At 63.0% G+C, this 19430-nt stretch carries 14 protein-coding genes; 11 read left to right on the top strand and 3 right to left on the bottom strand.

Annotated features, from left to right (window positions below; translation table 11 throughout):
• Positions 1-3 precede the first annotated feature (3 nt).
• A complete protein-coding gene (gene gmd, locus PBDP_RS29655; RefSeq protein WP_109752805.1) occupies positions 4-972 on the bottom strand; it encodes a GDP-mannose 4,6-dehydratase in 969 nt (322 codons plus the stop codon).
• Positions 969-1883: a GDP-mannose 4,6-dehydratase gene (locus PBDP_RS29650; protein ID WP_109752804.1), complete on the bottom strand. Its 915-nt coding sequence runs from the start codon at positions 1881-1883 to the stop codon at positions 969-971. The genes gmd and PBDP_RS29650 overlap by 4 nt, the downstream gene beginning before the upstream one ends.
• A 425-nt stretch (positions 1884-2308) precedes the next feature.
• On the opposite strand from PBDP_RS29650, the gene PBDP_RS29645 reads away from it, so the two are divergent.
• The 7 genes from PBDP_RS29645 (at position 2309) to PBDP_RS29615 (ending at position 11549) form a co-directional block, all read left to right on the top strand.
• Positions 2309-3919 carry a glycosyltransferase gene (locus PBDP_RS29645; protein ID WP_116833790.1) on the top strand — a complete coding sequence of 537 codons (1611 nt, stop codon included), beginning with the start codon at positions 2309-2311 and terminating at the stop codon, positions 3917-3919.
• Positions 3913-5205 carry a glycosyltransferase gene (locus PBDP_RS29640; RefSeq protein ID WP_109752802.1) on the top strand — a complete coding sequence of 431 codons (1293 nt, stop codon included), beginning with the start codon at positions 3913-3915 and terminating at the stop codon, positions 5203-5205. The genes PBDP_RS29645 and PBDP_RS29640 overlap by 7 nt, the downstream gene beginning before the upstream one ends.
• On the top strand, positions 5202-6074 hold the full coding sequence (locus PBDP_RS29635; protein WP_116833788.1) for a class I SAM-dependent methyltransferase: 873 nt from the start codon (positions 5202-5204) through the stop codon (positions 6072-6074). The genes PBDP_RS29640 and PBDP_RS29635 overlap by 4 nt, the downstream gene beginning before the upstream one ends.
• Positions 6071-7225, top strand: coding sequence for an acyltransferase family protein (locus PBDP_RS29630; protein ID WP_212801645.1), 1155 nt, complete (start codon positions 6071-6073; stop codon positions 7223-7225). Before PBDP_RS29635 ends, PBDP_RS29630 begins: the two co-directional genes overlap by 4 nt.
• Positions 7219-8043, top strand: coding sequence for a class I SAM-dependent methyltransferase (locus PBDP_RS29625; protein WP_176688887.1), 825 nt, complete (start codon positions 7219-7221; stop codon positions 8041-8043). Before PBDP_RS29630 ends, PBDP_RS29625 begins: the two co-directional genes overlap by 7 nt.
• 175 nt (positions 8044-8218) lie before the next feature.
• A complete protein-coding gene (locus PBDP_RS29620; RefSeq protein ID WP_212801644.1) occupies positions 8219-9412 on the top strand; it encodes a DUF3142 domain-containing protein in 1194 nt (397 codons plus the stop codon).
• Positions 9399-11549 (top strand): hypothetical protein, encoded by a 2151-nt coding sequence (locus PBDP_RS29615; protein WP_116833785.1) that lies wholly within the window; start codon positions 9399-9401, stop codon positions 11547-11549. The genes PBDP_RS29620 and PBDP_RS29615 overlap by 14 nt, the downstream gene beginning before the upstream one ends.
• A gap of 182 nt (positions 11550-11731) precedes the next feature.
• On the opposite strand, the gene lpdA is transcribed toward PBDP_RS29615, so the two are convergent.
• Positions 11732-13132: a dihydrolipoyl dehydrogenase gene (lpdA, locus tag PBDP_RS29610; protein ID WP_212801643.1), complete on the bottom strand. Its 1401-nt coding sequence runs from the start codon at positions 13130-13132 to the stop codon at positions 11732-11734.
• A 219-nt stretch (positions 13133-13351) separates the two neighbouring features.
• Here lpdA and hflK (PBDP_RS29605) point away from each other — a divergent pair, with 219 nt between their 5' ends.
• The 4 genes from hflK (PBDP_RS29605) to PBDP_RS29590 are packed head-to-tail and all read left to right on the top strand — an operon-like array spanning position 13352 to position 19315.
• The gene (hflK, locus tag PBDP_RS29605; RefSeq protein WP_116833783.1) at positions 13352-15313 is read left to right on the top strand and encodes a protease modulator HflK; all 1962 of its coding nucleotides are present in this window, start codon (positions 13352-13354) and stop codon (positions 15311-15313) included.
• Positions 15310-16350 (top strand): protease modulator HflC, encoded by a 1041-nt coding sequence (gene hflC, locus PBDP_RS29600; RefSeq protein ID WP_116833782.1) that lies wholly within the window; start codon positions 15310-15312, stop codon positions 16348-16350. Before hflK (PBDP_RS29605) ends, hflC begins: the two co-directional genes overlap by 4 nt.
• Entirely contained in the window at positions 16347-17399 is a 1053-nt protein-coding gene (hflK, locus tag PBDP_RS29595) for a protease modulator HflK (protein ID WP_116833781.1), read from the top strand. The genes hflC and hflK (PBDP_RS29595) overlap by 4 nt, the downstream gene beginning before the upstream one ends.
• On the top strand, positions 17396-19315 hold the full coding sequence (locus tag PBDP_RS29590) for a heavy metal translocating P-type ATPase (protein ID WP_109752791.1): 1920 nt from the start codon (positions 17396-17398) through the stop codon (positions 19313-19315). Before hflK (PBDP_RS29595) ends, PBDP_RS29590 begins: the two co-directional genes overlap by 4 nt.
• The last annotated feature ends 115 nt before the right edge of the window (positions 19316-19430 follow it).

Below are 19430 nucleotides of genomic sequence, written 5' to 3'. Positions count from 1 at the left end.
GGCCTACTCCTTGGCGACGCGTTTCATGTCCGCATCCATCATCATGCGGATCAGGGTGTCGAGGTCGGTCCGGGGTTTCCAGCCCAGGACGCGTTGTGCCTTGGCCGGGTTGCCGAGCAACACCTCGACTTCGGCCGGGCGGAAAAACGCCGGGTCGATCTTGACGAAGTCACGGTAGTCGAGGCCCACGTGGTCGAAGGCAATCCTGCACATCTCGCGCACGGTGGTGGTGACGCCGGTGGCTACCACGTAATCGTCGGGCTTGTCTTGTTGCAGCATCAGCCACATGGCCTCGACGTAATCGCCGGCAAAGCCCCAGTCGCGCTTGGCGTCGATATTGCCCAGGCGCAATTCCTGCTGTTTGCCCTGCTTGATGCGCGCAGCGGCGTCGGTGACCTTGCGGGTCACGAACTCGATGCCGCGCAGCGGTGATTCGTGGTTGAACAGGATCCCGCTGCTGGCATGCAGGCCGAAGCTTTCCCGGTAGTTGACGGTGATCCAGTGGCCATACAGTTTCGCCACGCCATAGGGGCTGCGCGGGTAAAACGGGGTGTGTTCGTCCTGTTGCTCGGCCTGGATCAAGCCGAACATTTCGCTGGTGGAGGCTTGGTAGAAACGGGTATGCACACTGAACTGGCGAATGGCTTCGAGCAGGTGGGTGACCCCCAGCCCGTCGACGATTCCGGTGGTCACCGGCTGGTCCCAGGAGGCCGCGACGAAACTTTGCGCCGCCAGGTTATACACCTCGTCTGGCGCTGACTTGATCACGGCCCGTTGTACCGAGCAGGCATCGGCCATGTCACCGTCCAGGTAAACGATGTCCTGTTCGATGCCCATCTCTCGCAGCCGCCAGCGCGAGTCACTGCTTCGTCGCGCCACCAGGCCGTGGACCTTGTAACCCTTGTCGAGCAGCAACTTGGCCAGATACGCGCCGTCCTGGCCGGTGATCCCTGTGATCAATGCACTTTTCATTCTTGTTGTACCCGTATCTCCCAGTCGGACAGGATCGCCCGCAAGGATTGTTGTGTTGTTGTTTCAGGCGTCCATCCGGTGGCCTGTCGTAGCTTGGCTGGGCTACCACAGACACGACGCTGTTCTGCGCGACGAAGACGCGCAGGGTCCTGGATCAGTTGCACATCGACCTGGGCGATATCGCCCAGTTGTTCGATCAGGCTGCGAATGCTCTGCTCGCGGCCCGAGCAGATGTTGTAGATCTGCCCCGGGACGCCTTTGTCCAGGAGGGTCAGGTAGGCCGAAATCACATCGCCGACATCGAGGAAGTCGCGTGTCACGTCGATATCGCCCACCTGTAGCCGAGCCGGTTGCAGGCCCAGCTTGATCCGGCTGATTTGCCGGGCGGCGCTGGCAATGACGAAGCTGTCCTTCTGACCGGGACCGATGTGATTGAACGGGCGGGCCACCAGCACCGGCCAGCCTTCGCTCATGCCCCATTGCAGGCTCAGCAGTTCGGCCGACAGCTTGCTCACGGCATACGGGTTGCGTGGAGCGGGCGGTTGCAGTTCGGTGATTGGCAGTTGCTCTTCGCTGACCTGGCCATAGACATCACCGGAGCTGACATACAGGAACGTTCCGGTGAAACCCCGGGCCTTGAGGGCCTGGAGCAGGTTCAAGGTGCCCAGTAGGTTGATGTGCAGGGTGCGCGCCGGATCGCGGAAGGCTTCCGGGACAAATGTCTGGCCCGCCAGGTGGATCACGGCGTCGGGAACCTCGGGCCACAGGCCTTCCAGGGTCTTGGCATCCGTCAGGTCGTAGCGGGCAGCGACAGGCATGACCTGCCACGCCGAATCATGACCGTTCAGTCGAGATTTGATGTGACGTCCCACGAAACCGTTGAGGCCCGTAACGAACAGACGTTTTTTCAAGCACCAGCTCCCTTGACGGTTGCTTCGTCTATTGCGAACTGAGTGGGAAATTTCCGTAAGATCGGGGAAAAATCACTCAACGTTCAGCCTAGAGAAGCATTTGTTGTAGTTGTTTGGTTGCCAATCTGTGCCAATTTTGTCGCAATTTCAACAGGGCAAACCGTGACTGGTCAGTTCTCATATTTATAGACGGTTTATTCTCGCCAAGCGGTTCACGAACCCTTGGCGGATGTGTTTAGAATGCCCCTCGTCACGCTGCCCCTGGCGCCGATCTTCGGATCGCCCCCGGGGGCCTGACCACAAAAAAACAAGAACGAGACGGGTAGCAAGACGAACGACGAGCGGCGGCCTCCGGACCGGTTCGATGCGTGACTCGACCGTCATGAAGTGGGGCTGCCGGGATGGCGGCGCCATGATGGGATGCCATGAATTTCATTCTTTACTCGGACGTAAACGATCACTCCATCAGCCAGAGCCTCGGTCGCCCTGAGTACAGCTATTACTTCGTGCTCAAGGCCTATCGTCCCGTGCTGGAAAGCCTGGGGCCGGTGCATGTGGTGTCGTCGGTCGCCGAGGTCGATCCGCTTTATCAAACGTTGCAGCAGGCTGGGCAGGACTGCTTGTTCCTGTCGTTTTCCCCTCCGCACAAGACGCCGCTCGACCTGCTTTGCCCGATGGTCTGCGTGGTGGCCTGGGAGTTCGATTCGATCCCGGCCGAGCACTGGGACGACGACCTGCGGCATGACTGGAGCCGCACGCTGGCTCGTCATGGCCGGGTAATTACCCTGTCCAGCCACACAGCCGAGGCGATCCGCCGGACCTTGGGCGAGGATTTCCCGGTACTGGTATTGCCCACGCCGCTGTGGGAGCGTTTCGCGGCGGTTCGTGAGCAACACCCGAGCTTGCCGATCAACCCGGGAACGACCTTGCAGATCAAGGGCTGCATCATCGACAGCCGGCCGCTCGGGCTGTCGGCTGACGGCTTGATCGCGCCGATCTTCGAAGAGACGCCTGAGCCAGAACCGGAACCAGAACCGATCATCGAACCGCCGCCCCTGACTTGGCGGCGGCGGGCATTCGTTTCCCGCCATTACCTGCGTGAAGTCATCCGTGCTTTTACCGGCAAGACCGAGCAGGGCCCCGTGTGGCTGTTCAAGCACAACCTGTTGTGCTGGTATCGCGAGGCGGTCCGCGACCTGGTACCGGTGCCGGTACGCGTTGCGATCAGCAGGATCCTGAGAGGGCCGGCCCCGCCGCCGGTGTTCGTCGAGGAGCCCACTCCCGAGCCCGCGCCACCGGAACATCCCCAGGCCATCCTGCCGGACACCAGCCAGGTGGTGGAGACCGACGTCAGCGGGGTGGTGTACGTCAGCGTGTTCAACCCCGATGACGGTCGCAAGAACTGGCATCACTTGATCACCGCCTTTTGTTGGGCCCTGCGCGACGTCGAGGACGCCACGCTGGTGCTGAAAATGACCCAGAACGACCTGTCGACCTACTACGTCGAGCTGCTGACGCTGCTGTCCCAACTGTCGCCGTTCAGTTGCCGGGTGGTGGTGATGCACGGTTACCTGGAAGACGAACAATTCGCGCGGCTGTATGGCGCCGCGAGTTTCTACGTCAATGCGTCCCGCTGCGAAGGCCTGTGCCTGCCGTTGATGGAGTTCATGTCCTGCGCCCGCCCGGTCATCGCACCGGACCACACGGCGATGCGCGATTACATCGACGCCGAGGTGGCCTTCATCGTCAAGTCCAGCCGCGAGCCGACCATCTGGCCGGAAGACTCGCGCATCTTGTATCGCACCCTGCGCCATCGGCCTGACTGGGGTTCATTGAAGCTCGCCTACCAGCAGAGCTACGCCATGGCCAAGCACCAACCGCAGGCCTATCAGGCCATGGCGGTTGCCGCGAACGAGCGGATGCGTCGCTATTGTGCGTTCACCCCGGTACAGCAGCGCCTGGCGGATTTCCTGGCTGCGCCGGGCTGTGACGAAAGGTTGCCGCTGGTGGTCCAGGCAGGTACCGCCTCATGCTGATCATCATTTATTCGGAAACCAACCAGAGCAACATCCTGGAAAACCTCGGCAAGCCCGAGTACAGCTATTACTTCGTGCTCAAGGAGTTTCGCCCGGTGCTGGAGCGGTTGGGGCGGGTCGTCGAAGTGACTCGGCCTGACGAAGAGGTCGATCAGCTGTACGCCGATTGCCTGGGGCGGGGCGAGGATTGCGTATTCCTGTCGTTTTCACCTCCTCATTGCACCGCCGCCCACTACGCCTGCCCGACGATTCCAGTGTTCGCCTGGGAGTTCAGCACCATTCCCACCGAAAGCTGGCAGGGCGAGCCCCGGCACGATTGGCGGGTGGTTTTGGGCGCAACCGGCATGGCGATTACCCATTCCAGTTTCACCGTCACGTCCGTTCGTGAGGTGATGGGCGTGGACTTCCCCATCGCCGCCATCGCGGCGCCGGTATGGGACCGCTTTGCCGCTCGCGGCGCGATGCTGGCCCAGCGGCCGACGGTGGATCACATGCGCCTGCAATTGCGTGGCCTGTTGATCGACAGCCGCACCACGGATCTGCGGCCTTATGGCCCGCCGGCGCACCAGGCCGGTACGCCGTTGGTGCTGGACGGTCCGGCCCAGGATTGCGAGTTGCTCCTGGACGGCGTGATCTATACCTCCGTGTTCAACCCTTACGACGGGCGCAAGAACTGGAAGGACATGATCAGCGCGTTTTGCACGACGTTCCGCGACGTTGCCGACGCAACCCTGGTGCTCAAGCTGACGCATCACGACGTCACAGCCGCGCTCGTCGACATGCTCCATCACGTCTACAAGAACCAGTCGTACCGCTGCCGCATCGTGCTGATACATGGCTACCTGGCGGATGCGGACTACGAGCGGCTGGTGGAAGCCACCCGGTATGTGGTCAACAGTTCCTATGGCGAAGGACAGTGCTTGCCGTTGATGGAGTTCATGTCTTGCGGCCGTCCGGCGATCGCGCCGCTGAACACGGCCATGGCCGACTACATCGACCACGATAACGCCTTCGTGGTGGATTCCACCGAGGAACTGACTGCCTGGCCCCACGACCCGCGTGCGGCGTACCGGACCCTGCGTTATGTCACCGATTGGGACTCGCTGTGTTCGGCCTACCGCGCCAGTTATGACGTGGCCAAAAACGACCCCGAGCGTTATCGCCGCATGTCGGCCCACGCCGTGCGCAGCCTGGAGAAGTTCTGCAGCCAGGCCAACGCCGAGCAGCGTTTGCGGGCGTTTTTCGAAGACCTGACTGAGCGGCGCCGGAACGCGCAGCAGCCATGATCCGGCGATGGCTGGCCGGGTTCAGACCCGCGGTGGAGCCTTCACCACCGCCGGCGGTGGCCGTTTCGCCCCGGGATGTTGGCCTCTACGACGCGATGCTTGATGGCTGGTTTCGCAGTGAAACCGGCGAATTGCTCAAGGGTTTTGCCATCACGGCCGCCGATACCTTGCTGGATGTCGGTTGCGGCGAAGGTGTGGCGACGCTGTTTGCGATGCGCCAGGGCGCGTCCGTGATCTTTACCGACAGCGAACAGGACAAGGTGCGCGACCTGGCCCGCCAGGTCGAGACCCAGGCCGTCGCGCCGTTCCTGGGCCTGGTCAGTAACAGCCTGCCGCTGCCCTTGGCCGATGGCTGCGCGAACAAGATCGTCTGCATGGAGGTGCTCGAGCATATCCATGAGCCAGAGCCGTTCATGGCCGAACTGGTGCGCATGGGCCGGCCAGGGGCGCAGTATTTGCTCAGCGTGCCGGCGTCGGTGGGCGAACATTTGCAGCAAGGCATCGCACCGCCGGGCTACTTTCGAGCGCCCAACCATGTGCAGATTTTCAGCGCCGAGCGATTCGCTGCGCTGGTGGAGGAGGCCGGGCTGGTGATCGAGCATCGCCAGGCCAGCGGGTTTTTCTGGGTCATGGGCATGATTTTCTTCTGGGCCAGCGAACAGGCGGCAGGCCGGGACCTCGAGGGTGCCGTGCGCGACCGTATCCAGGCACCGTATCCCGCGTTGATGGAGCGCTGGGCGAGCCTCTGGCAGGGCTTGTTGGCGCAACCCGACGGTCTGGCGATCAAGCAGGTGCTGGACCGGTTCATGCCCAAGAGCCAGGTCATCATCGCGCGTAAACCCGATCCTTTCTCCGGGAGTACTTCATGAGCAGCAAGCGGATCATGGACATCGAGTTGCTGCGCGCCGTCGCGGTGATCGGCGTGTTGTTCCATCACCTGCAAGGCATGCCGTTTCCTGGTGGATGGCCGCGTCTGGCAGCCCTGGCCGAGAGTTTCCAGCTGTGGTGGGGCGTGGATCTGTTCTTCGCGATATCCGGGTTCGTCATCGGTCGCAGCCTGATCCCGCAATTGCGTCGCTGCGACAGCCCTCGGCAGTTCTGGGCCGTCACCCGGGAGTTCTGGATTCGCCGGGCGTTTCGCCTGCTGCCGTCGGCCTGGCTCTGGCTACTGCTGGTTTTGTTCGCGGTGTTCTTCCTGAACCGCTCCGGCGCGTTTGGCAGCGTGCAGGCCAACCTGCAGGCGACCCTGGCCGGTTTCCTGCAATTCGCCAACCTGCGTTTTGCCGATGCGTTCATGCGGTATGAATACGGCGCGAGCTTCGTGTACTGGACGCTGTCGTTGGAAGAGCAGTTCTATTTGATCCTGCCGCTGCTGGTGTTCGTCTCGCGCCGCTATCTGGTGTGGGTGCTGCTGGCTGTGGTGCTGGTGCAGTTTTTCACCTGGCGGGCGCTGTGGTTGTCGGTGATTCGTACCGATGCCTTGGCGTTGGGGGTGTTGTTGTCGATCTGGAGCCTGCGGTCCAGTTATTGGCGCTTCGAGCCCACATGGTTGCGCCGCCCGCCCTTGGGGGTGTTGTTGGTACTGGCCCTGGGCAGCGTGATGGCCTGGATCGCGACCGAGCACTTCAATTTGTCGTTCTACCGGCTCGGGGTCATTGCTGTGCTCAGCGCCGTGCTGGTCTGGGTGGCCTCTTACGATCGGGATTACCTGTTGCCCCGCAGCCGATTGAAAACCGCGCTGACCTGGGTGGGCAGTCGTTCCTATGGGATCTACCTGATCCACATCCCGGTATTTTTTCTGCTGCGCGAGTTGTGGTTTCGTTTCGCGCCCTTGGGTTCGCCGGACCCGGCCAGCCATCCCTGGCTGGCCCTGGCTTGCGCCCTGTCGCTGATCGGGCTGTTGAGCGAACTCAACTACCGCTGGGTCGAAATGCCCATGCGCAATCGTGGCGCCCAACTGGTTGAACGCCTGTCCGCCGCCCGAACCGTCCTTCCTGTCTCTGGAGCCCCGTCATGCTGAGCCTTTTGAAGAAACTCACCACGGGCACGCCCGCGCCCGCCGCGCCGGTGGCCGACAAGGTCGATCCGTACATGCTCGGGCTGCACGATGCGATGCTCAGCGGCTGGTTCAACCAGCAAACCGGCGAACTGTTCACCGGTTTCCCGGTGACGCCTGAAGACACGCTGCTGGACGTGGGCTGCGGCGATGGCGGCAACGTGCATTTTTGTGGGATGCGCGGGGCGAAGATCATCATCGCCGACATCGACGCGGCCAAGGTCGAAGCCACTCGCCAGCGCTTGAGCGACACTCCCGCGCGGGAAGTCGAGTGCCACGTGACCGACTGCAACCCGCTGCCGATTGCCGACGCCACGGCCACCCGGGTGGTGTCCACCGAAGTCATCGAGCATGTCGACGACCCGGCGCAGTTTCTCGCCGAACTGGTACGGGTCGGCCAGCCCGGCGCGCTGTACCTGCTGAGCGTGCCGCACCCCAGTTCCGAAGACCTGCAAAAAGACATCGCCGCGCCGGAGTATTTCCGCAAACCCAACCACATTCGCATCATCAGCGAAGAGCAGTTCAAGGCGATGGTCAGCGACGCTGGACTGGAGGTGTTGAGCCACAGCCAATACGGTTTCTACTGGTCGATGTGGATGCTGTTGTTCTGGGAGGCCAAGGTGGATTTCAGCAACGCCGACCACCCGTTGCTCAATCATTGGGCCGACACCTGGCAAGCCGTGCTGAACTCGCCCCGTGGCGCGCAGATCAAGCAGGCGTTGGACGCGGTGGTGGCCAAGAGTCAGGTGATTATTGCGCGTAAGCCTGGTGGCCTTTCATAACACTCATTGTGGCAAGGGCGCTTACTGTGGCGAGGGAGCTTGCTCCCACTGGGTTGCGAAGCGACCCCTTTTGGTGGGTGCTGCGCACCCAAGCGGGAGCAAGCTCCCTCGCCACAGAGTTTCTCTTCGACGCGGGTGGCGGTAATCTGCCGGGCTTTATGGGTGGTAAGGCTTCATGACGTTTCTTTTCCGGCTCTCCCTGGCCCTCGCCATGTTGCTTTTGGGGGGCTGCGAAAAGCCTCCAACCCCGGCCCTCGATCAACAGGTCTATATCTGGCAACGCCAATGGACGCCTGCCCATGAGTTGGCTCTGCGCCAAAGCCAGGGCGATTTTTCCGCGCTGCGGGTGCTGGCGTTGCAGGCTTTTCCCGGAGCGGGCTGGAGCCGTGCGCGGATCGATCCGGCGCTGCTCAAGGCTGACGGCCGTCCGCCGATCGCCGTGATTCGCCTGGACGGCCAGCTCAAGGCCTTGGATCAGGACGAGGTGATCGCGCAAATCCAGCAAGTGCTGAGTGATTGGCAAGCCCAGGGCTTGGCGCCGATAGGTATAGAGATCGACCACGATGCCGGCAATGCACGGTTGCCGGCCTATGGAAAGTTTCTCGGCCAACTGCGGCAAGTCCTGCCCGCCAATCTGCGGCTAAGCATCACGGCGCTGCCGGCCTGGCTCGACAGTCCAGCATTGCCGGGGCTGTTGGAAGCGGTGGACAGCAGTGTGTTGCAGGTCCACGCGGTGAGCGATCCACGGCAAGGACTGTTCGATCCGAAACAGGCCCGGCACTGGGCGCAACGCTGGGGCAAGGTCACCCAGAAACCGTTTTATCTGGCCCTGCCGGCCTACGGCGTGGCGCTGCTGACCCAGGAGAGCGGCGTGCCGGTGGTGGAAAGCGAAGTGCCGATTGATCGCGGTGGCGAGCGGCGTGAGCTGCTGGCCGATCCGCAGCAAGTGGCCGGGCTTGCTGCGGATTTGCGGGCTGATCCGCCGCCACATCTCGCCGGGCTGATCTGGTTTCGCCTGCCCTTGGCCGGCGACCGACGGGCGTGGAGCCTGACCACACTCGGTGCCGTCGCCCGGGGCGATCATCTGGACAGTCGCCTGGCGTTGCAGTGGGGAGAGCAAGGTGGTTTGTACGATATTCGTCTGGTCAACCAGGGCAATCTCGACAGCCCCTGGCCCCAGCGCCTGACGCTCGCCGTGGGCGCGTGTGACGGCGTCGATGCCTTGGCCGGTTATACGTTGCAACAAACCCCCGGACTGCTTACCTTCACCCGCATTCAGGAAGGCCGCTTGGCTGCCGGCAGCCAACGAGCCATCGGCTGGGCGCGCTGTACGAAAATCGACCAAGGAGGTTTCAATGTTTACCCGTAAGTGGCCTCGTCACCTGCTGTGCCTGAGCCTTTGCCTGCCGCTGGGCCCGGTGCTGGCCTGCGGGCCGGATTTCCCGATGCGCCTGCTGGATAACCGCGCCCAATCGCTGGCCGAATTGCCCGAAGGCAGCTTTCGCTTCGAGGTCAGTCGACTCGGCCAGGCGATTGCCGGGCTCAAGCCAGCCACCGAGGCGACGCGCAACCCGGATTACAGCTATGACGATCAGTCTTCCTACGTTGAACAACGCACCAAGGCCGAGCAGATTGGCCTGACCCCGCCGCAGCAAGCGGTGGTGGAGCGCCTGCGGGCCTTGACCGATGTAGACCAGGTGGCAGCCGAAGCGGCCAACCTGCCCGATGAGCTGCGTCTGTATGCCATTGGCGCGGCGGCTTTTAACATCGGTGAGCATCAGCGCGCCGTGGAAGCGTTCCAGCAGCTGCTGGCATTACCGGCCGACCAACGTCGGTTGCGCAGCACCTGGGCCGCGTACTCCCTGGGCCGGGCATTGTTCGCCGTGAGCACCGAGGCTGGCAGCGGTGACCCTGTGGTCTTGCAGGACCAGGCGCGAGCTGCGTTTCGCCAGGCCCGGGAAATGAGTATTGCCGGCTTCAGCGATCCGCTGGAGCTGGGCATCGCCAGCCTTGGCGAAGAAGCCCGGGTGGCCTACACCGCTGACGACTGGGACAGTGCCATCGGCCTGTATGCGACCCAGAACCTGCAAGGATCTGCGGTCGGCTACAGCTCGTTGCTGCAATTGGCCGGTGATTTGAGCGTCCAGCCCGATGAGCGCTTGAGCGAATTGCTCAAGACTAAGGCAGTGCAGCGGCTGGTCACCGCTTACTTGCTCAGCCGCGTCGGCTGGTGGGACGGAGAAGAGCCCTCGGGCGAGAAAAGGCTCTTCGAACTGTTGCAGGCCAACGCCCGGGACAACCTGGACGACGCCGACCGTTTGGCGGCGGTGAGTTACCAGCACGGCGATTACGCCAGCGCCCAGGCTTTTGTGCAAAAAGCCGCCGACACCGGCCTGGCCTGGTGGGTGCGGGCCAAGCTGGCATTGCGCGCCGGCGACAAGGTGGCCGCGGCGGCGGCTTATGCCAAGGCGGCCCAGGCCTTTCCGAACGATGAGTCCTGGGGCCCGCGGCGCACAGCGGATTGGAATTTCGAGTCGGTGCAGCCCAAGTGCCGGGTCGAAGGGGAAAGCGCGATCCTGGCCTTGCAGCGGGGTGATTATCTGCAAGCCTTCGATCAGCTCTATCGCGGCCAGAGCAACTATTGGTACGACGCGGCCGCAGTGGCCGAGCGTGTGCTCACGGTGGATGAGCTCAAGCAGTACGTCGACGCCCAAGTCCCGGCGCCACCGGCGTTGAGCCAGGAGGATCGGGACAACTACGTGCCGCTGCCGGTGGCCGCGAGCCTGCGCAATCTGCTGGGCCGTCGCTTGCTGAGGGAAGGGCGCTTCGATGAGGCACCGGCTTATTTCGATAACGCGGACCTGCAGAACAAGGCCCGTGCCTATGGGCAATTGCGCCAGGATGCCGAGTCCAAATGGTGGCCAACCCGGCGGGCCGAGGCGTATTTCCATGCGTCCCGGATGGCTCGCGAGTGGGGCATGGAACTGCTTGGCTATGAGATGGCGCCGGATTACGCCAGCCTGGGAGGCAACTACAGCCTGGAACCGGTCGAGCTGAGCGTCGGACCGCTGGTGGCCGAAGGCGAAGTGCAACGCCAGCAAGCCAGCGCGGCGCAGCCGGATGTGCGTTATCACTATCGCTTTGTCGCCACGGCGCTGGCCAGCCAGGCTGCGGATCATTTGCCGCATACCAGCCAGGCGTTTGCGGCGGTGCTGTGCAAAGCGGTGGGATACAACTCCAGCCTCGAAGAGCAAAGCGCGTTGTATCAACGCTATGTGAAGGAAGGTCCATATGTGGATTGGGCCGGGGATTTCGGTCATCAATGCCAGGAGCCGGACTTCGGCAAAGCGAACAAACGCTACGTGACCCAGGCCCTGGACCCGATTCGTTCGGCGCTGCGACCTTACAAGGTTTGGCTGGAAGTGGGCGGGGCCGTGCTGGTGGTGGCAGTGGCGTTGGGATTGATCAGTCGGCGCCGGCGCAAGGCGCGGATGTCGGCCAGCTAAGCTAACGGCCAGCCGAACACAGCCTGTGGCGAGGGAGCTTGCTCCCGCTGGGTGGCGCAGCCGCCCCAAATGGGCTGACGCGATTTTCAGGCAAATCGCATCAGCCGGTTCTACGACGGCTTCGCCGCCGAGCGGGAGCAAGCTCCCTCGCCACAGGTGTTCATTCCCGCTTTGCGTCGTCCCTACATCTGCGTCGCCATCCCCTCCACATTCATCGCCGCCTGGCGCAATGCCTCCGAGCGGGTCGGGTGTGGGTGGCAGGTCAGGGCAATGTCCTCGGCCGAGGCACTGAACTCCATGGCCACGCAGTATTCACCGATCATCTCACTGACGCTCGGACCCACCAGGTGCACGCCCAGGACTTCATCGGTACGTTCATCGGCCAGGACTTTGGCGAACCCTTCGGTCTCGTGGTTGATCTTGGCCCGGCTGTTGGCCGTGAATGGAAACTTGCCGACCTTGTAGGCGCGGCCTTCGGCCTTGAGCTGTTCCTCGGTCTTGCCGACGCTGGCCAGTTCCGGACGGGTATAGATGACGCTGGGAATCAGCGCGTAGTTGACCTCGGCGGCCTTGCCGGCGATCTGTTCGATGCAGGCCATGGCTTCGTCCTCGGCCTTGTGGGCCAGCATCGGTCCGGACGTCACATCGCCGATCACCCAGACGCCCGGTGCTTCGGTACGGTGATGCTGGTTGGCGAGCATGCCGCGCTGGTCAGGGCTCAGCCCGACGTTCTCCAGCCCCAGCCCTTGCGTGTAAGGCCGTCGACCGATGGCGACCAGCACGTAATCGGCGTCCAGGGTCTGTGATTCGCCGCCCGCCGCCGGTTCAATGTGCAATTGCACGCCGTCGGCCGAAGCAGCGGCGCCCGTGACCTTGGAACTCAGCTTGAACTGGATGCCTTGTTTACCCAAGGCGCGCTGCAAGGTCTTGCCGGCCTCGCCATCCACCCCCGGGCAGATGCGGTCGAGATATTCCACCACGGTGACCTGGGCACCCAGGCGTCGCCAGACCGAGCCCAGTTCGAGGCCGATGACGCCGGCGCCGATCACCACCAGATGCCGGGGCACCTCACTCAGGGACAAGGCGCCGGTGGAGTCGAGGATGCGCTGGTTATCGATTGTCACGCCTGGCAGGGGCATGGGCTCCGAGCCGGTGGCGATGACGATGTCCTTGGCGCTGAGTTCGGTCTTGGTGCCGTCGTCGCCGGTGACGGTCACTTTGCCCGGCCCATCGATGTGGCCCCAACCTTTGATCCAGTCGACCTTGTTCTTGCGAAACAGAAATTCGATGCCCTTGGTCAGGCCCGCCACGCTTTCGTCCTTCTGCTTCATCATTTGCGCAAGGTTGAGGGTGGGGCTGACTTCAATGCCCAGGTTGGCGAACTCCGCTCCTGTGGCGGCCTCGTACAGTTCCGAGGCGTGCAGCAATGCCTTGGAGGGCATGCAGCCGACGTTCAGGCAGGTGCCGCCGAGGGTGGCTCGGCCTTCGACACAGGCGGCTTTCAACCCTAGCTGCCCGGCCCGAATTGCCGCGTTATACCCTCCGGGTCCGCCACCCAGAATGACCACGTCGTAGTTGCTCATCGCTGTTCTCCCGCTCGGCCTGATGAAAAATTATGCTCGTAATATGAGCGTTTCCAGAGATTTCGGTCAAGGCTTAAGTCAAGAGGTCGGCACGGGCCTTGTCATGAAGAATTCAAAACGGAAATTTCACAGGAACCGTTATAAGGTAACGGCATATAACGGAGTGCCGGTGGCATCTGTCACGGGCCGGATTTTGATCGCCACGAGTGCTGGGGTGGTATGCAAGTCGATCTTGATGTCGAAGGGGCACAGGTGGCCGAATGGCCGCGTTTTCAGCGAGCGTCGTTCCAAGGGCGCCGCTTGAAGCAAATCGCCTTCGCCCTGGGAAGCGTGGCGGGTTTGGGCCTGGTGCTGGCATTTTTTATCGGGGTGTTTTCACCGCAATCGCTATGGCCGGCTCTGCTGGTCAGCCAAGCTGCGGGACTCTTGGTGTTGGTAGCGGGTTTGCAGTCGGCCTGGTGGGTGACGCAATGGCGTAGCAGGGCGCTGTTGCCGGTTGTGGATAACTTGCCTGCGCAAAGCGAGCCTGTTGATAACCTGGGTTGGTATGAGCGGCTGCTGGAGCGAATCGGCGCACGCTGGGTCGGCCTGCTCAAGCAAATCGGTGCGCCTGCGTTGTGGCTGGCCGGTTGGGCAGTGCTGGTGTTGCTGAGCCTGGAGCAAGCCTGGAACTTGACGCTGCCCGCTGCCGCCCTCGGTGTCTCGGCCAGTGTGGGGGCGGTGCTGTCGTTGCTGTTGGCGTTCGGATTACTGGTGTTCGAGCGGCAATTGGCCCAGCAATCCCCCGTGGAATGGCCGGAAGCGCCGCCGTTGGCGCAACTGACGCGAGTGGCGATCATCGTGCTGGTGCTTGGCGCCTTGTGCCTGTTGTTCGCCGCAGAAACGTCCATCTGGCCGATGCGCCTGGCGGTGTCGATGGGGCTGTTGCCGGGGCTGGTGGCGGCAGAGTTGTTGCTGCGCGCCGTGCTGTCGTTATTCATCCCGCGCCGGGACGCCCTGGAACCGTCGCTGTTGGGCCGAAGTGTCATCGCCGATCTGCTGCGTTGGCCGCCGCAACCGTTGCTCGCTTTGCAACATGAACTGCACAACCGTTTTGGCATCGACCTGCGCCAGATCTGGGCCTTCAGTTATATGCGCCGGGCTTTTTTTCCAGTGTTGGCGCTGGTGGCGTTGGTGGGCTGGTTGTTGACGGGCGTGCACGAAGTGCCACTGCAGGGGCGTGGCATCTATGAGCGTTTTGGTAAACCGGTGGAGGTCTTCGGCCCGGGTTTGCATGTTGCGTTGCCTTGGCCGTGGGGCAGGGTGCTCAACGTCGAGAATGGCGTTGTGCATGAACTGGCGACCAGTGTCGTCGATAGTCGAGCGGTTGCCGAGGCTGAACCGGCGGAGGGGCCGGCTCCGGCAATTGCCAATCGGCTGTGGGACGCCAGCCATGTGAACGACAAGTCTCAGGTCATTGCCAGCCGCCGTGCCGACCAGCAGAGCTTCCAGATCGTCAACATGGATGTGCGCTTTGTCTATCGTATCGGCCTGACTGACGCCGCAGCACTGGCGGCGACCTACAACAGCGCCGATGTGCCGATGCTGATCCGCAGTACCGCCAGCCGCATCCTGGTGCATGAGTTTGCTTCGCGCACGCTGGACGGTTTGCTGGGCGCGGACCGTGTCAGCCTGGCCGACGAAATCGGTCGCGCCGTCCAGGCGGACTTGCAAACGCTCGATAGCGGTGTGGAAATCCTCGCGACGGTCGTGGAGGCGATTCATCCGCCGGCCGGCGCGGCCAATGCCTACCACGGCGTGCAGGCGGCGCAGATCGGCGCTCAGGCGCTGATCGCCCGCGAGCGTGGTGCGGCGGCGGAACAGACCAACCAGGCACAACTACAAGCCAGCATCGCCCATGACCAGGCTAATGCCACTGCTCGGGAAATCAACGCGACCGCCCAGGCTGCCGATTTGCGTTTCAACGCCGATCGCAAAGCCTACGCCACGGCAGGGCACGCTTTTGTGCTGGAACATTATTTGAGCCAACTGAGCCAGGGCCTTGGCAAAGCCCAGTTGCTGATTCTCGATCACCGCCTGGGCGGCAGCGGCAACGCGCCGACTATCGACTTGCGAACCTTCACGCTGCCGGCAGACCCCGCGTCGCCGCGTAACCCTGTCCAGCCAGGAGCTGCCCATTGAGCCAGTCCTCTTCACACGGTCACCACGACCACGCCGGTCACGATCACGGTCATGCCGGTCATCATCATGGACATCATCACCACCATCATGGCGATCCGCAGCAAACCGGTCCGTTCCCCTGGCGGCGGATGGGCTGGGCGGCGCTGCTGGTGGCGTTTGCCGTTGCAGCCGCGAGCCTGGTGCAGGTGCGTTCGGGAGAGGCTACCGTCATCACCCGTTTCGGCAACCCAGCACGGGTGCTGCTGCAACCCGGTCTCGGTTGGCGCTTGCCGGCGCCGTTCGAAGCGGCGATCCCGGTGGACCTGCGATTGCGTACCACATCCAGTGGCCTGCAGGATGTCGGTACCCGTGATGGGCTGCGGATCATCGTCCAGGCGTACGTGGCTTGGCAGGTGCAGGGCGACCCCGACAATGTGCAGCGTTTCATGCGCGCGGTGCAGAACCAACCGGACGAGGCTGCACGACAGATCCGTACGTTCGTCGGCTCGGCGTTGGAAACCACGGCTGCCAGTTTTGACCTGGCGAACCTGGTCAACACCGATGCCAGTCAGGTGCGTATCGCCGATTTCGAAGCACAGTTGCGTCAACAGATCGATCAACAGTTGCTCACCACTTACGGCGTACGGGTGCTGCAAGTGGGCATCGAGCGCCTGACCTTGCCCTCGGTAACGCTGACGGCGACGGTAGATCGCATGCGGGCCGAGCGCGAGACCATCGCCACCGAACGCACTGCCATCGGCAAGCGCGAAGCGGCGCAGATTCGCTCCGCCGCAGAACGTGATGCGCGAGTCGTGCAGGCTGACGCTACCGTGAAGGCTGCCGATATCGAAGCGCAGTCGCGGGTAGAAGCGGCCGAAATTTATGGCCGGGCCTACGCTGGCTCTCCACAGCTCTACAACCTGCTACGTTCGCTGGACACCTTGGGCACCATTGTCAGCCCAGGCACGAAATTGATTTTGCGCACCGATGCCGCGCCATTCCGTGTCCTGGTGGATGGTCCTGTTTCCGTGGAAGGCAAAGGTGGAACACAACCATGAGTTTGGTTCCACGTGGAACAAACGAGTTATCCAGCCCGTGGATTCAAGCCGGGCGCCTGGCGTTTCTGGCGCTTTACGCCGTCACGGTGCTGGCCGCATTGGCCTGGGTCTTTTCCAACGTGCGGCAGATCGATCCGCAGAATCGCGCGGTGGTGCTGCACTTTGGTGCCTTGGATCGCATCCAGAATGCCGGCCTCTTGGTGGCGTGGCCGCGTCCTGTGGAACAGGTGATCCTGCTGCCAGCGGCGGATCGAGTGCTTGAGCGGCGAGTGGAAAATCTGCTGCGCTCGGATGCGGCCCTGCAGGCCGATCGCGTGGCCAGTTTCGCCACGCCGGTCAGCGATGCGTTGGCCGGCTCTGGTTATTTATTGACCGGCGATGCCGGTGTGGTGCAGTTGGATGTGCGGGTGTTCTACAAGGTCACCGACCCTTACGCCTTCGTCTTGCAAGGTGAACATGTCCTGCCGGCCCTGGACCGGCTGGCGACCCGCAGTGCCGTGGCTCTGACCGCGGCCCGGGACCTGGACACCATCCTGGTGGCGCGCCCCGAACTGATGGGCAGCGACAACCAGGCTGCCGAGCGTCGCGAACGCTTGCGGGGTGATCTGGTGCAGGGTCTTAACCGACGCCTGGCTGACCTGGCGGCGACAGGGCAGGGGCTGGGCATCGAAGTGGTGCGGGTCGATGTGCAATCGAGTCTGCCCGGGCCGGCGGTGAGTGCGTTCAACGCGGTGCTGACCGCTAGCCAGCAGGCCGACAAAGCCGTGGCCAACGCCCGGACTGAAGCGGAAAAACTCACTCAGGCCGCCCGCCAGGAAGCCGACCGTGCCGTGCAAGTCGCCCATGCCCAGGCCAGCGAGCGCCTCGCCAAGGCTTCGACCGATACGGCCACGGTACTCGGCTTGGCGAAGACTCAAGGCAGCGATCCGCAAATGCTGCTGCGCCTGTATCGCGAACGCATACCGGCCATCCTTCGCCAGGCCGGTTCAGTGACCACGGTCGATCCGAAAGACGATTCCCGCCTGATCATCCAGGGAGCCGGCCAATGACCGCTCAAACCCCTGCGGTACCGATGTTGTCCTCGACCGAGCAGCGCGTCGCCGCTCGGCAATTGACCTTGGCGATGCTCGCCCTCGGCCTGCTCGCATTGGGCCTGGTATGGCGCGCCTGGTCGCCGGAGCAGAGCGGTGTCAGCCAACTGTTGTTGGGTTTTGCCTCGCTGCTGGTGGCGGTGCCGGTGATGCGTTCGGCCTGGTACAGCTTGCGATACCCGAGCCTGCACGGGATCACTGACCAACTCATCGCCCTGGCGATGCTCGGTGCCTGGGCCACCGGCGATCTGCTGACGGCGGCATTGTTGCCGATCATCATGATCTTCGGCCATGTGCTGGAAGAGCGCAGTGTCATCGGTTCCCAGGAGGCGATCCATGCCCTGGGTCAACTGACCCGCAGCCAAGGTCGCAAGGTGCAAGCCGACGGTTCCATCATTGATGTCGACAACGCGACGCTTCGAGCCGGCGATATTGTGGAGGTGCGTGCCGGCGACCGGGTGCCGGCCGATGGCCGGGTGTTGTCCGGCCAGGCCAGCCTCGACACTGCGCCCATCACGGGTGAGTCGGTGCCGTTGGAGGCTGTGGTCGGCACTGAAGTCTTCGGTGGCGCGATCAACCTCGATGGCCTGCTGCGCCTGGAGGTGACCCGTACCGGTGAAGAATCCACCCTGGGCAAAGTCATCGCCCTGATGCAAAACGCTGAACGCTCCAAGCCACCCATCACACGCTTGTTGGAGCGTTACGCCGGCAGTTACCTGGTATTGGTGCTGCTGCTGGCGGCGGTGACCTGGTTCGTGACCAACGATGCCCAGGCGATGCTGGCGGTATTGGTAGCTGCCTGTCCTTGTGCGTTGGTGCTGTCGGCGCCGGCCACCGCCATTGCCGGAATCGCGGTGGCGGCGCGCCACGGGATCCTGATCCGCAGCTCGGCCTTCCTGGAAGAGCTGGCGGACCTGACCTCGTTGGTGGTCGACAAGACCGGTACCTTGACCTACGGCGTGCTGCGCCTGCAATCCATCGAACAGGCCCAGGATGCTCACGCACCGTTGCTGCTACCGTTGGCCGCCAGCCTCGGTTCGGCCAGCAGTCATCCGGTCAGTCGTGCGTTGGCAGGGTTGGTGGAGCAGGAAAACTGCCTGCCGCTGACGGATATCCATGAGCGCCAAGGGCTGGGTGTGGTCGCCATGACCGCGCAGGGTGAAGCGGCGCTTGGTCGGCCAGAATTGTTTGCACAGCTGGGGATTCAAACATCAGCGGTCCCTGAACACGACGGTCCGATTGCCGGCCTGGCCCTGGACGGGCAATTTCTCGCCTGGCTGTTGTTGGCCGACAGCGTCAAGCCGGAGGCACGGGTTGCCATGGCCGAGCTGCGCGAGCTGGGTCTGGGGCGTCAGTTGCTGTTGACCGGCGACCGCCAGAGCGTGGCCACGACCCTGGCGCGGGATGTCGGTATCGGCGATCTGCAAGCCCAGGCTTTGCCGGAAGACAAACTCAAACGGGTCATGGCCGAAATCGACCATGGTTTCCGCCCTATGGTGGTGGGCGATGGCATCAACGATTCCCTGGCGCTCAAGGCCGGGGTGGTGGGCGTCGCAATGGGCGCGGGCGGTGCGGACATCGCCCTGGCATCGGCAGACATCGTACTGATCGGCAGCGACCTGCGGCGCCTCGGCACTTGCGTGCGATTGAGTCGCCAATGCCGGCGCACGTTGCAGGTCAACGTGATCATCGGCCTGGGCTGGACGCTGGCAATTGTCGCCTTTGCCGCCTTCGGCTGGCTCGGCGCGGCGGGGGCGATGATCGCTGCGTTGCTGCACAATCTCAGTACCCTGCTAGTGTTAGGTAATGCGGGGCGATTGTTGCGGTTCCAGGAGCCACTGCTGAAAATCCAGGCGAAGGGAACCGTTGGATAACGCTCGGCGAACTGTGCATCACCCTTGCAGTCTCTGTTGGAGAGGGCGTACCCATACTGGCCGTACCCGGCACAAGGAGTGAATTTGGGACAGTGATAGAGAAAGGCTATAAATT

Origin of the sequence: Pseudomonas sp. St290, from assembly GCF_018325805.1 — a bacterium.
In the GTDB taxonomy this organism is placed as follows: Bacteria; Pseudomonadota; Gammaproteobacteria; order Pseudomonadales; family Pseudomonadaceae; genus Aquipseudomonas; species Aquipseudomonas bijieensis.
Note: the sequence above shows the minus strand (reverse complement) of the source record. Positions and strands in the feature narration are given on the sequence as shown.

Excerpts from the sequence above, each read along its gene's own strand:
- PBDP_RS29625 (WP_176688887.1), top strand. The coding sequence starts at position 7,219 with ATGCTGAGCCTTTTGAAGAAACTCACCACGGGCACGCCCGCGCCCGCC.
- PBDP_RS29640 (WP_109752802.1), top strand. The coding sequence starts at position 3,913 with ATGCTGATCATCATTTATTCGGAAACCAACCAGAGCAACATCCTGGAA.
- PBDP_RS29635 (WP_116833788.1), top strand. The coding sequence starts at position 5,202 with ATGATCCGGCGATGGCTGGCCGGGTTCAGACCCGCGGTGGAGCCTTCA.
- PBDP_RS29620 (WP_212801644.1), top strand. The coding sequence starts at position 8,219 with ATGACGTTTCTTTTCCGGCTCTCCCTGGCCCTCGCCATGTTGCTTTTG.
- PBDP_RS29615 (WP_116833785.1), top strand. The coding sequence starts at position 9,399 with ATGTTTACCCGTAAGTGGCCTCGTCACCTGCTGTGCCTGAGCCTTTGC.
- PBDP_RS29645 (WP_116833790.1), top strand. The coding sequence starts at position 2,309 with ATGAATTTCATTCTTTACTCGGACGTAAACGATCACTCCATCAGCCAG.
- hflK (WP_116833783.1), top strand. The coding sequence starts at position 13,352 with ATGCAAGTCGATCTTGATGTCGAAGGGGCACAGGTGGCCGAATGGCCG.
- gmd (WP_109752805.1), bottom strand. The coding sequence starts at position 972 with ATGAAAAGTGCATTGATCACAGGGATCACCGGCCAGGACGGCGCGTAT.
- PBDP_RS29590 (WP_109752791.1), top strand. The coding sequence starts at position 17,396 with ATGACCGCTCAAACCCCTGCGGTACCGATGTTGTCCTCGACCGAGCAG.
- lpdA (WP_212801643.1), bottom strand. The coding sequence starts at position 13,132 with ATGAGCAACTACGACGTGGTCATTCTGGGTGGCGGACCCGGAGGGTAT.
- PBDP_RS29630 (WP_212801645.1), top strand. The coding sequence starts at position 6,071 with ATGAGCAGCAAGCGGATCATGGACATCGAGTTGCTGCGCGCCGTCGCG.
- hflK (WP_116833781.1), top strand. The coding sequence starts at position 16,347 with ATGAGTTTGGTTCCACGTGGAACAAACGAGTTATCCAGCCCGTGGATT.